General features: G+C 64.7%; 17 protein-coding genes. 1 reads left to right on the top strand and 16 read right to left on the bottom strand.

From position 1 onward, the window contains the following. Positions 1-160: 160 nt before the first annotated feature. The 16 genes from fliP to motA all read right to left on the bottom strand — a co-directional run bounded on the left by fliP (position 161) and on the right by motA (position 11,308). Positions 161-901, bottom strand: coding sequence for a flagellar type III secretion system pore protein FliP (gene fliP, locus IVA79_RS19705; RefSeq protein WP_247555694.1), 741 nt, complete (start codon positions 899-901; stop codon positions 161-163). Continuing rightward, positions 898-1,341 (bottom strand): flagellar basal body-associated FliL family protein, encoded by a 444-nt coding sequence (locus IVA79_RS19710; protein WP_247555696.1) that lies wholly within the window; start codon positions 1,339-1,341, stop codon positions 898-900. Before IVA79_RS19710 ends, fliP begins: the two co-directional genes overlap by 4 nt. 39 nt (positions 1,342-1,380) lie before the next feature. Continuing rightward, on the bottom strand, positions 1,381-2,082 hold the full coding sequence (gene flgH, locus IVA79_RS19715; protein WP_247555699.1) for a flagellar basal body L-ring protein FlgH: 702 nt from the start codon (positions 2,080-2,082) through the stop codon (positions 1,381-1,383). Further along, complete coding sequence (locus IVA79_RS19720; RefSeq protein ID WP_247555701.1) at positions 2,083-2,850, bottom strand: MotE family protein; 768 nt, start codon at positions 2,848-2,850, stop codon at positions 2,083-2,085. It lies immediately after the preceding gene. A 67-nt stretch (positions 2,851-2,917) separates the two neighbouring features. Next, complete coding sequence (flgI, locus tag IVA79_RS19725; RefSeq protein ID WP_247555705.1) at positions 2,918-4,048, bottom strand: flagellar basal body P-ring protein FlgI; 1,131 nt, start codon at positions 4,046-4,048, stop codon at positions 2,918-2,920. Beyond that, complete coding sequence (gene flgA, locus IVA79_RS19730; RefSeq protein WP_247555762.1) at positions 4,045-4,497, bottom strand: flagellar basal body P-ring formation chaperone FlgA; 453 nt, start codon at positions 4,495-4,497, stop codon at positions 4,045-4,047. Before flgA ends, flgI begins: the two co-directional genes overlap by 4 nt. Before the next feature lie 37 nt (positions 4,498-4,534). Beyond that, positions 4,535-5,323: a flagellar basal-body rod protein FlgG gene (gene flgG, locus IVA79_RS19735; RefSeq protein WP_212088468.1), complete on the bottom strand. Its 789-nt coding sequence runs from the start codon at positions 5,321-5,323 to the stop codon at positions 4,535-4,537. An 18-nt stretch (positions 5,324-5,341) separates the two neighbouring features. Next, positions 5,342-5,671 carry a flagellar hook-basal body complex protein FliE gene (locus IVA79_RS19740; protein WP_247555706.1) on the bottom strand — a complete coding sequence of 110 codons (330 nt, stop codon included), beginning with the start codon at positions 5,669-5,671 and terminating at the stop codon, positions 5,342-5,344. Positions 5,672-5,673: 2 nt separating this feature from the next. Beyond that, positions 5,674-6,090: a flagellar basal body rod protein FlgC gene (gene flgC, locus IVA79_RS19745; RefSeq protein ID WP_100174722.1), complete on the bottom strand. Its 417-nt coding sequence runs from the start codon at positions 6,088-6,090 to the stop codon at positions 5,674-5,676. 11 nt (positions 6,091-6,101) lie between these two features. Continuing rightward, positions 6,102-6,503 carry a flagellar basal body rod protein FlgB gene (flgB, locus tag IVA79_RS19750; protein WP_247555708.1) on the bottom strand — a complete coding sequence of 134 codons (402 nt, stop codon included), beginning with the start codon at positions 6,501-6,503 and terminating at the stop codon, positions 6,102-6,104. Positions 6,504-6,567: 64 nt separating this feature from the next. After that, positions 6,568-7,653, bottom strand: coding sequence for a flagellar biosynthesis protein FlhB (flhB, locus tag IVA79_RS19755; protein ID WP_247555709.1), 1,086 nt, complete (start codon positions 7,651-7,653; stop codon positions 6,568-6,570). 13 nt (positions 7,654-7,666) lie between these two features. Continuing rightward, positions 7,667-8,707 carry a flagellar motor switch protein FliG gene (locus IVA79_RS19760; RefSeq protein WP_247555711.1) on the bottom strand — a complete coding sequence of 347 codons (1,041 nt, stop codon included), beginning with the start codon at positions 8,705-8,707 and terminating at the stop codon, positions 7,667-7,669. Between the two features lie 2 nt (positions 8,708-8,709). After that, positions 8,710-9,099 carry a flagellar motor switch protein FliN gene (gene fliN / locus IVA79_RS19765; RefSeq protein ID WP_247555713.1) on the bottom strand — a complete coding sequence of 130 codons (390 nt, stop codon included), beginning with the start codon at positions 9,097-9,099 and terminating at the stop codon, positions 8,710-8,712. Positions 9,100-9,175: 76 nt separating this feature from the next. Further along, the gene (locus IVA79_RS19770) at positions 9,176-9,490 is read right to left on the bottom strand and encodes a hypothetical protein (protein WP_247555715.1); all 315 of its coding nucleotides are present in this window, start codon (positions 9,488-9,490) and stop codon (positions 9,176-9,178) included. Continuing rightward, complete coding sequence (locus IVA79_RS19775) at positions 9,471-10,412, bottom strand: FliM/FliN family flagellar motor switch protein (protein ID WP_247555765.1); 942 nt, start codon at positions 10,410-10,412, stop codon at positions 9,471-9,473. Before IVA79_RS19775 ends, IVA79_RS19770 begins: the two co-directional genes overlap by 20 nt. Continuing rightward, positions 10,412-11,308 carry a flagellar motor stator protein MotA gene (gene motA, locus IVA79_RS19780; protein ID WP_212248893.1) on the bottom strand — a complete coding sequence of 299 codons (897 nt, stop codon included), beginning with the start codon at positions 11,306-11,308 and terminating at the stop codon, positions 10,412-10,414. Before motA ends, IVA79_RS19775 begins: the two co-directional genes overlap by 1 nt. Before the next feature lie 143 nt (positions 11,309-11,451). Here motA and IVA79_RS19785 point away from each other — a divergent pair, with 143 nt between their 5' ends. Continuing rightward, positions 11,452-12,237 (top strand): DUF1217 domain-containing protein, encoded by a 786-nt coding sequence (locus tag IVA79_RS19785; protein WP_247555717.1) that lies wholly within the window; start codon positions 11,452-11,454, stop codon positions 12,235-12,237. Positions 12,238-12,239 lie beyond the last annotated feature (2 nt).

Here is a 12,239-nt window from a genome sequence, read left to right on the forward strand (position 1 = left end):
CGGCATCATGCCTTTGGACCGATCTGTGTGAGGTCCAACCCGCCGTGACGCTTTGCTAGCACGCCGAATCTTGCCGCTGGATTAAGATCGGCTTGAATTCCATAGCAATATCATATGGTTAATATTACCCTCCGCTAACCATAACAGGCCGGGCGGCCGTTTACGAGAACGAGCGCACCAGCCCGGAGGCGAGCAGATTCCAGCCGTCGATCAGCACGAAGAACAGCATCTTGAATGGGAGCGCGAGGATCGTCGGCGGCATCATCATCATGCCCATCGACATGGTCAGCGTCGCCACGATCATGTCGATCACCAGGAACGGCAGGATGATGAGGAATCCGATCTCGAACGAACGCCTCAGCTCCGAGATCATGAAGGCCGGGATGATGACGCGCAAATCGACGCGCTTGTCGTCGAACTTCTTGCGAAAGCTCTCCGCGGCGAGCGACTCGAAGGTCTGCAGATCCTTGTCGCGGACATGGGCCAGCATGAACTCGCGGAACGGATCCGTGATCTTCAGATAAGCCTGCTCTTCCGAGATCTCGTTCTTCATCAGCGGCTGGACGCCGGTCTCCCAGGCGCGGTCGAAGGTCGGCGCCATCACGTAGAAGGTCATGAACAGCGCAAGGCTAATCAGTACCAGATTGGCCGGCGCGGTCTGCAGGCCGAGACCGGCGCGCAGGAACGACAGCGCCACCGCAAAGCGCGTGAAGCTCGTCACCATGATGAGCAGTCCCGGCGCCACCGACAGCACCGTGATCAGCGCCATCAGCTGGATGATCCGGCCGCTGGTCGAACCGTTTCCGGGCGGCAGCAGCGAGTTGAGGTCCGGAATCTGGGCGAGCGCCATCTCGGGCAGCACCGCCAGGATCAACGCGAGCAGCAGGACTTTCACTCTCACTGGATCACCAACGTCTCAATGATCAATTCGCGGACCTTGCCGGACGAGCGGATGCTGGCGCGCTCGGTCAGGTCGTCGCGCAGATGCTGCAGACCGCGCGATCCCTCGAACTGCGCGACCGAGGCGGACCGCAAATAAGTGACGATGTCCTCGCTGATATGCGCGGCCAGGATGCCGGCCTCCTCGTCGTTCATGCTGTCGGTCACCATGGAGGCCTCGATGCGGGCCCAATTGTTGGCTGGCGCGCCGAGATTGGTCACGATTGGCGACAATTTCCTGAGCCGCGCGCTGCCGGCGTAGCTCGACGCGAGCGGCGGCGGGGTCGCGGTCTTCTTCGCGTCGGCGACACGCTCGGCGGCCGCAAACAGATGCAGGCCGGCGAGCGCGCCCGCGCCGATCGCGACAAGGGTCAGCACCACGATGGCCGCAATCAGGCGCATGAAATCCCCTGCCCTCGCGCGGCTTCGCCAGCGCAGATCTCAGAATGGTGCCACGGCATCATAGATCCGATGTCCCCATCCAGGCTGCTGCACGTCGGACAGATTTCCGCGACCGCCATAGGATACGCGCGCCTCGGCGATCTTGTCGTAGGTGATCGTGTTGGCCCGCGAGATGTCGCGCGGACGCACGATGCCGCCGACGTTGAGCACGCGCATCTCGGTGTTGACGCGAAATTCCTGCGAGCCGCTGATCATCATGTTGCCGTTCGGCAGCACGTCGGTGACGATGGCGGCGATCGAGAGCTTGATGTCCTCGGTGCGGTCGATCTGGCCGTTGCCCTTGATCTGGGTGTTGGTGCTGAGATTGGCGTTGGCCGAACCCTTGTCGTTCCAGCCTGCGACGTCCATCAGCCAGTCGAGCCCGAACTTGACCTGCGAATCCCGCGAGCGGCCGGTCTTATTGTCGAGCTTGGCCTTGTCCTGCATCGAGATGATCACGGTCACGACGTCGCCGGTGCGGCGGGCGCGGGGATCGCGGTAGAGATCGGTGCCGTCGTCCCAGGTCGAGCGATAGCTGACCGGCGTGCGCATGCGCGGCGTCACCGGGATCGGATCGGCCTGGGTCCGCAGGCCGCTGCCGACCGGCGACATTTGCGGGCCGGTCAGGATCTCGGCCGGATCATGGAAGCATCCGGCCAGGAGCACGGACGCCAGCGGGAGGATGAGGATCGGCTTCTTCATCTATTTGGTCTTTCCGTCGTCCACGCGGCGCATTCCGCCCAGGAGGTCGGCGAGGTGCGCCGCGCGTGCCGTATCCATCTCGTTGAAGATCGCGCTCGAGCTCCTCGGGCTGAGCTTGGCGAGCACGGCGGCGGCGGTCTCGTCGGCCATGCCGGCGATCTGGGTCGCCGCAGCCTCGGGCTTCATGCGCGAATAGATCTCGACGACGCTGGCTTCGGCCTTCTTCAGGAAGTCGTCGCGCAGCGCCATCCACCTTTCGTACTCGGCGCGCTTGGCCTCGACCTCGGCGATCCGCTCGCGGAGCAGGCTCTCGGCCTTCTCGAGCTCCTTGAGCTGCCACGCCAGCCGCGCATCGACGGCGTTATCGGCCACGTTGCTGCAGAACAGGGCGACGTCGTTGTCGGTGGATACTGCAGCCTGCGGTGGCGCGGGCTTCGGCGGCACCGGGACGCTGCCGGGCTTGGCCGGACGTGTGGGTGCGGGCGCAGCCGCTGGCGCAGGCGTCTCGGAAGCTGGCACTGCGCCGGTGGTTGCGGGTCCCGAGTCTTCGGCGGCCCATGCCGTCGCCCGGACCGGCGCGTTGTCGCCTGGTATGGCCATGACCGGCTGCGGCTTCTGCGGTCCGGGCGCGCGGGCGCGCGCGAAGGAGAGCAGGTTGAGCGGCTTGGTCGGCCTGGCTTCGTCCAGCGCCAGCACGGGCGAGGCGCCCGCGAGCGCCGCGGCCGCGACCAGCAGGAGGAGTTTGGCTTTGTGATCCAGCTTCAGCATCGGGCCGCGCGCGATTCTCGCTTCAGACCTGAGCATTGAGCGACCAAGCTTGCACGACGCTTATGCGTCATTGCACGATGACATCGGCCTGGAGCGCGCCGGCCGTCTTGATCGCCTGAAGGATCGCGATGATGCCCGACGGTTTCAGGCCGATCTGGTTCAGCCCGCGCACCAGGCGCTGGAGATCGACCCCGCTGAGGATCGCCACCTGCGCTCCGGCCTCGTTGGCCTCGACCACGGTCTGCGGGACCACCACCGTCTGGCCCCGCGAGAACGGCGCCGGCTGCGACACCACGGGCATCTCCGTGACACGGACCGTCAGATTGCCGTGTGTCACGGCAACGGTCGATATCCGCACGTCGCGCCCGATCACCACCGTGCCGGTGCGCTCGTTGATCACCACCCGCGCCGGGGTATCGGGATCGACCGTCAGTTCGCCGATCTCGGCAAGGAATCGGACCGGGCCGATATGGCGCGGCTTCGACAGCACGATGTTGCGGTAGTCGCGCTCGAAGGCGATCTGGGCGCGGTAGCGTCCGCCGGCGTAGCGGTTGATGGCGTCGAGGATGCGCGTTGCGGTGACGAAATCGGGGTTCTTCAGCTCCAGCACCAGGAATTCCATCTGATGGAGACTTCCCTGCACCTCGCGCTCGACCAGCGCACCGTTCGGGATGCGCCCGGCCGTCGGCGTGCCCTGGCTGACGTTCTGCGCCTGGCCTCCGACGCTGAAACCGGCGACCGTGATCGCGCCCTGCGCCACCGCATAAACGGCGCCGTCCGCCGCGCGCAGCGACGTCATGACCAGCGTGCCGCCGAGCAGCGAGGTCGCGTCGCCGAGCGACGACACGGTGACATCCATGCGCTCGCCGGGCCCGATCGAGGGCGGCAGGTCCGCCGTCACCATCACGGCCGCGACGTTGCGCGTGCGCAGCGTGGTCGGACGCGTGGGATTGTTGGTGCTCGTGGTCTCGTTCCTGACATTGATGCCCATGTTCTCGAGCATCGATTGCAGGGACTGCTCCGTGAACGGAGCGTTGCGAAGCGTGTCGCCGGTACCGTTCAGGCCGATGACGAGGCCGTAACCGACGATCTGGTTTTCGCGCAAACCCTTGATGTCCGCGATGTCCTTGATGCGGACGGCAGCCTCAGCGCCGGCGGCCGAAAGCAGCAGGACGAGCGCAAGCAGGATCCTGGTCATGACCCGTCCACGACCTTGACGGTGCCGTCCGGCTGAACGATGCCTCTGATGATCACCCCGGTATCGGTATTGCGCACCGGGATGAGCGCGCCGGCTGCACCCGATTGCATCGCCGAGCCGTAGGTGACGATGGACAGGCCGCTGTCTTCCACCACGACCTTGACCTGGGCGCCGCGGGCGACGGTCCAGGGATCCTCCACCGCATTGCTCGGAATGGGCTGGCCCGGCAACAGCGCGCGCCGCGCCATGCGGCCGACCAGGACCTGGCGGCCTTCGATGAACATGGCAACGCCGAGCAGGCTCGGCGCGAAGGCGCGTTCGGTGATCATGTCGTCCCGGATCAGCTCGCCGGCGCGGATCGAAGCCGCCGGCACCGGAAGCCGCTTCTCCTCGGCCGCGGCAAAGCGCGCCGTGGCCAGAATCAGCAGCACGGCGGCCAACGCGCGCATGATCAGGCCCACCCTGTTCAACATCGAGACACCGGAACTAGCGCATGCCCTTCGAGACCGTCTGGGCCATTTCGTCCGAGGCCTGGATGACCTTGGCATTCATTTCGTAGGCGCGCTGCGCCGAGATCAACTCCGTGATTTCCTTGACCGGATCGACGTTCGAGGCTTCGAGCCATTTCTGGTTGATCTTGCCATAACCGGAATCGCCCGGCAGGCCGACCACCGGCGTGCCGGACGCCGTGGTCTCCTTGTAGAGATTGCTGCCGAGCGGCTCGAGGCCCGCCTCGTTGGCGAAATTGGCGAGATTGAGCTGGCCGATCTGGCGCGGATTGATTTCCGTGTCCAGCTTGGCGAACACCTGTCCGGTCTGGTTGACGGTGACCTCGACGGTTCCCTGCGGTATCGTGATCGCGGGATCCAGCAGATAGCCGTCGGTCGTGACGAGCTGGCCGTTGGCGTTGGGGGTGAACGAACCCGCGCGGGTGTATTGCACCTCGTTGTTGGGGCCGAGCACCTGAAACCAGCCGCGGCCGTTGATCGCGAGGTCATAAGGGTTGCCGGTCTGCGTCAGCGCGCCCTGGATGTGCAGCTTGCGGATCGCCGCCGACTTGACGCCGAGACCGAGATTGGCGCCTTCCGGGACCGGCGAGGAACCGTTGACGTTCGCAACGCCCTGCATGCGGTCCATCTGGTAGAACAGATCGGTGAATTCCGCCCGCGCCCGCTTGTACGACGTCGAGTTGATGTTGGCGATGTTGTTCGCGATGACTTCGATGTTGGTCTGCTGGGCGTTCATGCCCGTGGCCGCAATGGCGAGCGATTTCACTTATCCCACTCCTTCAGATCAAATCGACATCCGAACGACTTCCTGGTAGGCCTGCACGACCTTGTCGCGAACCGCGACCGCCGTCTGCAGAGCCTGCTCGGCCGACATCAGCGCCTCCACGACGCGCCGGGTCGATTCCTTGCCCTGCATCGCCGAGATCGACGCCGCTTCGCCCGCCTTCAGCGTCCCGATCGCGTCCGTCGTCACCTGCTTCATCACCGATTCGAAGCCGACATCGTCGGTGGACTGGATCGCGGTCGGCGCCGCGGGCGCGATGGCCTGCGTCTCGGTCGCGCGGCTCGCCGCTTGTCCTGCGGAGATCGCCGTGGATGAAATCGCCTCAAGCATTGTCAGCTCCTTAAGAGGTCGATGGTCATGCCGAGCATCGATCTGACCTGTTTCACGACCTGGAGATTGGCTTCATAGGACCGGTTGACTTCGCGCATGTCGGCCATCTCGATCATCATGTTGACGTTCGGCAGCTTGACGTAGCCGGCCTTGTCGGCGGCGGGATGGCCGGGATCGTACTCGACGCGGTACGGCGTGGTGTCGACGCCGATCTCCTTGACCTTCGCGAGCTGCGAGCCCGAGGCACGGTCCATCGCGGCATCGAAGGTGATGGTCTTGCGCTGATAGGGATCGGCGCCGGCGGTGCGTCCCGTCGAGGTCGCGTTGGCGAGGTTTTCCGAGACGATGCGCATGCGCGTCGACTGCGCTTCGAGCCCGGAGCTCGCAACCGTCAGGGAGGCGCTCAGTGAGTCCAGCATGTCAGTTCACCTCAAGCCTTGGCACCGGCCAGGACCATGCGGTGGAACGACCGCACGATCGCCGAGTTCATCGAATAGTCGCGGCTGACGTCGCTGCCCTTGATCATTTCCTGTTCGAGGCTGACCGAGTTGCCGGAGTGAACCACTTCCCAGCTGTCCTTCTTCGCCGTCGCGCGCGTGTCGGTCTCGGCGGCGGACAACTGCAGGTGCGAGGGCGACGTCGTGGCGAGCCTCACCGGCATGCCGTCGAGCACCTTGTTGAAAGGCTCGACGTCGCGCGCCCTGAAGCCGGGCGTGTTGGCGTTGGCGACGTTGGTGGCGATGGTCGACTGGCGGAGCTCGAGGTGGCGCGCCTGCGACGATGCGAGTTCGAAGAGATAAAGCGGTCCCACGACAGCCCCGTTCTGGTCCATTCGGGAGAAGCCTAGGGCGTTAAGCTTTCGTCAAGCTGTTGGGCCGGACGTCGTCCTCGGAAATCTACTGGACCTTCTCGGTGCGCGGTGTCTGTTTCGACTGGAGGAAGTAGATGATCTCGGCGACGGGGCGGAAGAATTCAGCCGGAATCACCTGATCGACCTGCACCGCCTCGTACAGTGCGCGCGCCAGCGCCTTGTTCTCGATGACGGGAATCCGGTTCTTCTCGGCGACCTCGCGGATCTTCAGCGCGATCACGTCCATGCCCTTGGCCACCACGAGCGGCGCGGGGTTTTCCTCGCGATTGTAACGTAGCGCGATCGCGAAATGCGTCGGGTTGGCGATCACCAGCGTCGCGCGCGCTGCAGAGGCGATCATCCGTTGCCGCGAGCGATCGCGCGCCAGCGAGCGCAGGCGCGCCTTGATCAGCGGATCGCCCTCGGCCTGCTTGTGCTCGTCCTTGATCTCCTGCTTGGTCATGCGCAGCTCGCGCCGCCAGTGGAAGCGCGCCCAGGCCAGATCAATCGCCACCAGGACGATGGTCGCGATGCAGATCGCCGAGACGATCCGCATCGCGATGTTGAGAATCATCTCCGGCAACGCGACCGGATCGGTGTACATCGCCTCGAACGCCTTCGCCTCCGATGCGCGCAGCACGAAGACGACCACGGACGTCACTGCGGCGAGCTTGAACAGCGACTTGGCGAACTCGACCAGCCCCTGCGTTCCGAAGATCCGGCTCCAGCCGCCGATCGGAGAGATTCGCGACAGGTCCGGCGTGATCCGCTGCAGCACCAGGCGCGGCGCATTCTGCAGCAGCGAGGCAGCGAGCCCGAATACCGAGAGGATGACGACCAGCGGCACAAGGAAACGCAGCGACTGAAGGCCGACCACGGTGAGCAGGTTCTGCGCGTCGGCGCCGGTTGCGAGCGGGAAGCCTCCGGGATCGTCCAGCAGGTTCGTCAAGGTCGGCGTCAATTGCTGCACGCCCTGACCGATCAGGAACGCCTGAATGACCAGCAGCGCGGCCATCGAGGCGAAAATAGAGGCCTCCCGAGAGACCGGGATCTTGCCCTGTTCGAGCGCATCACGGACTTTCTTCTCGGTCGGCTCTTCTGTCTTGCTCTCCTGATCGGATGATTCTGCCATGCCCGTTCAGCGGTCAGCGGAAGACCAGCTCATCCTCCTGCTCGGGGTTGAGCTCGATTTCGCCCTTCTCCGCCAGCTCGAGCGCGAGATCGGTGATCACGCGCCGCGCCTCCAGCACGTCGCGCTGGTTTGAAGGCTCGCCGATGGCGAGCTCGTGCTCGACGACGCGGCGGACGCGCGAGGCGACGGAGGACAGGATCAGCTCGCGGAAATGCTTGTCGGTCCCCTTCAGCGCGACCACGATGCGATCGGTCGGCACCTGGTCGAAGATCATGGTGCGCGCCTTCGGCGTCAAATTGGTCACGTCGTCGAAGGTGAACAGCAGCTCCTTCAGCACCTCGGCCGACTTCGGCCGCTTCTCCGACAGGCTCTTGAGCATGTCCTCGATGTGGCCGCGCTCCATCTTGTTGATGATATCGGCGACGCGCGCATAGGTGTCGGCGCCGAGATTGCGGGCGAAATTGAGCGTCAGGTCTTCGTGCAGCGTTTTCTCGAGCACCTTCATCGCGTCGTCGACGATCGGCTTGAGGCTGAGCACGCGCCGCATCAATTCGTTGCGCAGGCTCGAGGGCAGCTGACTCATCACCTTGGCGGCACAGGACGGCTTGACCTTGGACAGGATCAGCGCCGCGGTCTGCGGATGCTCCTTGGAGAGGTAGGTCGCCAGCGAATTTTCCGACACCGACGAGACGCGATCCCACACCGACCGGCTCGAATTGCCGAGCAGATCCGACATGATCGCCGACACCTGGTCGGCGGGAAGCACGTCGCCGAGCACGGCTTCGAGGCCACCGAGAGTCCCCAGGATGTTCGCGCCCATCGAGAATTGCTGGGCGAACTCCTCGACGATGGATTCGAGCTCCTGCGCCGTGATCGGCCGCAACTCGGCCGCGGCCTTGGTGACGATGCGAATGTCCTGCGGCTCGAATTGCGCGAGCACGCTCGCGGCCGCCTGCCGGCCCATCGCCAGGAGGAGCGCCGCGACCTTTTCCGTTCCGCCCAGCGCGGCAACGCCTCGCTGCTTGATGGGAGCGATGCCGACCTGTGCCGCCATGGTCAGCTATCGCCCTGCCCCAGCGGTCCGACGATCTCCGTGAGCGAGACGCCGAAGCGGGAATTGTCCTCTTCGACGACGACCACTTCACCGCGGGCGACGATGCGGCCGTTGACGACGACGTCGACGGGTTCGCCGACCCGGTGGTCGAGCGGAACCACCGCGCCCCGGCCGAGCTTCATCAGGTTCGCCACCGGAATGGTGGCCGATCCCAGCACCACCTGCATGGTAACGGGAATGCGCAGGATGGCATCGACATTGGCGAACTTGCCGCTCTCCTCCGCGGTGCGCGCGGCAATCTCCGCCAGCCGCTCCAGCGGGGAGGCGTCGGTGTGGCCCTCGTCGGAAGCCGGGGCTCGCGCGGCAGATTCATAGTCGAAGGATTGCGCCATCTGGTATCGCCTCTTGGTATTTCCGCTCCCGGAGCGCCGTGACGTTCCGATCGTATTGGTTCCGCCGGTTTCGGCTTCAGTGCTTGTTCACCTCAGTGCCGCCCGCGGCTGCGGCCGGCGCGAGCCGGCTACGAGCATCGAGCGCCGCGATCGTCTCATGGGCCTGATCGATCTTGGTGCTCAGCAAATTGGCGAGCCGTCCGAGATTGGCGGTGGAGTCATGCGCCGCGGTGATGACCGTGTCGAAGGCGCCCGCCGTCTCCTGGACGATGGTCGAGAATTCGCCCTGGTAGCTGCGCAGCCGCGCCAGCTCGCGGTGCATCCGGGTCACCCGCATGCTGGTGAAGGCGAGCGCGATCAGCAGCACGGCATCAACGAGATAGGATATCATCGACGAACTCCCGTTTCTGATCGACGGGATCAGCCACCTGCATGGCGTAATAGCCATCAAGCTGGCCGATCTGACACCAGAACAGCACCTGATTGTTGCTCTCGAGGCGTGCCAGCGTGCGTGGCGTGGCCTCCAGCTCCAGCACCTGCCCCACCTTGAACTTCACGACGTCCTCGAGCGAAATCATCTTCTCGTCGAGCACCGCGCTCAGCGTCACTTCGGTGCGGTGAACCTCGCTCTCCATCTGCTCGCGCCAGCGCGGATCGGTCGCGCGGCCGTCGCTGACGACGACGGTCGCGAGCTTCTGCCTGAGCGGGTTGAGCGCGGAGTGCGGAATGATCAGGAACATCTGGCCGCCGCGGTAGAGCGCCTGCACCATCATGTTCGCGCAGATCGACATGTTGCTGGCGCGCCCGATCGCCAGCGACGCCATCGCCGTCTCGACCCGCTCCACGCGGAAGGTGACGTTGGACGTGCCGGCGAAGGCGCCCTGCAGCGCCTTGGCGAACCGCTCGAATAGCGCCTGGACCAGGCGGATCTCGATGTTCGAGAACGTGCGTTCGACGTCGAGCGGCGGTTCTGCGCCGTCGGACCCGAACATCGCCTCGACCATCGTGAACACGAAGTCGCGGTCCAGCATGATGATGACGCGCGAGTCCCACTGCTCGGCATAGAGCACTGCAGCGACTGCGTTGCCCTCGTAGTCCTTGATGATGTCGCCGAGAGGATCGTTGGTGATGCCGTTGACCGAGAAATAGCACGGCGTTCCGGCCATCGGCTGCAGGCTGTCGGTGCAGGATGCCGCCATGCGATCGAAGATCACATTGAGCATCGGCATGCGTTCGATCGATATGCCGGCAGCGTCCAGCAGGTAGTTCGGGAGCTGCTTCTTCTGATCGACGCCGACGTCGTCTTGCATCATCATGCGCGGGCAGCCTTGGGTTCCGGCTCGGTGACGACGGCCTTGGGACCGGCGATCGTCTCGTTCTCGACGACGTCGATCGACGGTCGCTCGCTGCTAGCGATCATCTTGCGGCCGTGCTCGACGGCGATCTGCGGCATGGCGCCGTTCATGAACGCCAGCAGCGTCTGCTTGACGATGATGTAGGGCCGGCACTTCTTCTCGCGCGTCATCTTGATCTTGATCGCGAAGGGCGAAAGCACGCCGTAGGACAGGAAGATGCCGGCGAAGGTGCCGACCAGGGCCGCGCCGATGAAGCCGCCCAGCAGCTTCGGGGATTGGTCGAGCGCGCCCATCGCCTTGATGACGCCGAGCACGGCGGCGACGATGCCCAGCGCCGGCAGCGCCTCGGACACCGTCACCAGCGCATGATAGGGCGCCAGCTTGCCCTTCACGATGGTGTGGATCTCCTCGTCCATCAGCGCTTCGATCTCGTGCGTGCGCGCGTTGCCCATGATGATGAGGCGGACATAGTCGCAGATGAACTGGAGCAGCGAGGGATCCCCGAGCACGCTCGGAAACGCCTTGAAGATCTCGGAGGACGCGGGATCGTCGATATGCGCTTCCACCTCGTTGCGGCCCTTGCCGCGTAGCTCGCGCATCAGGGCGTGAAGTGCCCCGAGCAGATCAAGGTAGTAGCGCTGGCCGGGCACCGCGCCGGTGATGGCCTGCATGCAGGCCACCCCGGTATCCACGACCGTCTTCCACGGATTGGCCACGATGAAGGTGCCAACCGCGGTCCCCATGATGATCACGAACTCCCACGGCTGCATCAGCACGCCGAGGTGCCCGCCCATGGCGGCAAATCCACCGAGCAGCGCCGCTACCGTGATGAAAACCCCCACGAAACTGCCCAACGCGCCGCTCCATCGCCGATCCCATCGGGAATATCTAGTCGCCGAGCCTTGCGCGAGGCTGGCTTCCCGCATCGCCAGCCCCGCGCAAGCAATCGGCGGCAGCTTGGGACGGCGTCGCAACAGCGGCCAGAGGGGCGCGTGTCATGCTATCCACCATCGCGGACTACACCAGACTGACCAAGGACATGGGCAAGTCGCTGACGCAGGTCGCGACACAGCCGGATGTCAGCCGCGAGACCGATTACTTCCTGAGCCATATCGGCAACGTCAAGACGATCGACGACTTCCTGAAGGACTATCGCCTCTACTCCTACGCGATGAAGGCCTTTGGCCTCAGCGACATGACCTATGCCAAGGCGTTCATGCGCAAGGTCTTGACCGAGGGTGTCGCCAACAAGAACAGCTTCGCCAACAAGCTGACCGACACCCGCTACCGCGAATTCGCCACCGCCTTCAATTTCGCCGCCCTCGGCAGCAACGCGACCAAGACCGCTCAGGCCACGACGGGCACGGCGACCCATTACGTCACGCAGACGATGGAGCAGAAGGCCGGCGACCAGAACGAGGGCCTGCGGCTGGCGCTCTATTTCACCCGCAAGGCCTCCACGGTCACGACCGCCTACCAGGTCCTCGCCGACAAGGCGCTGACGCAGGTGGTTCAGACCGCGCTCGGCCTGCCCTCGACCATCAGCGCGGCCAACATCGACGCCCAGGCCAAGATGATCACCGACAGGATCAACCTCACCGATTTCAAGGACCCGGCCAAGGTCACCAAATTCGTGCAGCGCTTTGCGGCGATGTGGGACGCGACCCAGGCCCAGAACAACAGCTCGACCAATCCCGCGCTGGTCCTGATCGGCGGCGCATCCTCGGCCAGCATGGATACCAACATGCTCACGACCCTTCAGAACATCAGGTTCAACAGGTAACT

The organism is Bradyrhizobium sp. 138 (assembly GCF_023074075.1).
GTDB lineage: Bacteria > Pseudomonadota > Alphaproteobacteria > Rhizobiales > Xanthobacteraceae > Bradyrhizobium.

What these genes read in the sequence shown, in the direction of transcription:
- IVA79_RS19710 (WP_247555696.1), bottom strand. Translation starts at nt 1,341, where the DNA reads ATGCGCCTGATTGCGGCCATCGTGGTGCTGACCCTTGTCGCGATCGGC.
- flgH (WP_247555699.1), bottom strand. Translation starts at nt 2,082, where the DNA reads ATGAAGAAGCCGATCCTCATCCTCCCGCTGGCGTCCGTGCTCCTGGCC.
- IVA79_RS19720 (WP_247555701.1), bottom strand. Translation starts at nt 2,850, where the DNA reads ATGCTGAAGCTGGATCACAAAGCCAAACTCCTCCTGCTGGTCGCGGCC.
- flgI (WP_247555705.1), bottom strand. Translation starts at nt 4,048, where the DNA reads ATGACCAGGATCCTGCTTGCGCTCGTCCTGCTGCTTTCGGCCGCCGGC.
- flgA (WP_247555762.1), bottom strand. Translation starts at nt 4,497, where the DNA reads ATGCGCGCGTTGGCCGCCGTGCTGCTGATTCTGGCCACGGCGCGCTTT.
- IVA79_RS19740 (WP_247555706.1), bottom strand. Translation starts at nt 5,671, where the DNA reads ATGCTTGAGGCGATTTCATCCACGGCGATCTCCGCAGGACAAGCGGCG.
- flgC (WP_100174722.1), bottom strand. Translation starts at nt 6,090, where the DNA reads ATGCTGGACTCACTGAGCGCCTCCCTGACGGTTGCGAGCTCCGGGCTC.
- flgB (WP_247555708.1), bottom strand. Translation starts at nt 6,503, where the DNA reads ATGGACCAGAACGGGGCTGTCGTGGGACCGCTTTATCTCTTCGAACTC.
- flhB (WP_247555709.1), bottom strand. Translation starts at nt 7,653, where the DNA reads ATGGCAGAATCATCCGATCAGGAGAGCAAGACAGAAGAGCCGACCGAG.
- IVA79_RS19760 (WP_247555711.1), bottom strand. Translation starts at nt 8,707, where the DNA reads ATGGCGGCACAGGTCGGCATCGCTCCCATCAAGCAGCGAGGCGTTGCC.
- fliN (WP_247555713.1), bottom strand. Translation starts at nt 9,099, where the DNA reads ATGGCGCAATCCTTCGACTATGAATCTGCCGCGCGAGCCCCGGCTTCC.
- IVA79_RS19770 (WP_247555715.1), bottom strand. Translation starts at nt 9,490, where the DNA reads ATGATATCCTATCTCGTTGATGCCGTGCTGCTGATCGCGCTCGCCTTC.
- IVA79_RS19775 (WP_247555765.1), bottom strand. Translation starts at nt 10,412, where the DNA reads ATGATGCAAGACGACGTCGGCGTCGATCAGAAGAAGCAGCTCCCGAAC.
- IVA79_RS19785 (WP_247555717.1), top strand. Translation starts at nt 11,452, where the DNA reads ATGCTATCCACCATCGCGGACTACACCAGACTGACCAAGGACATGGGC.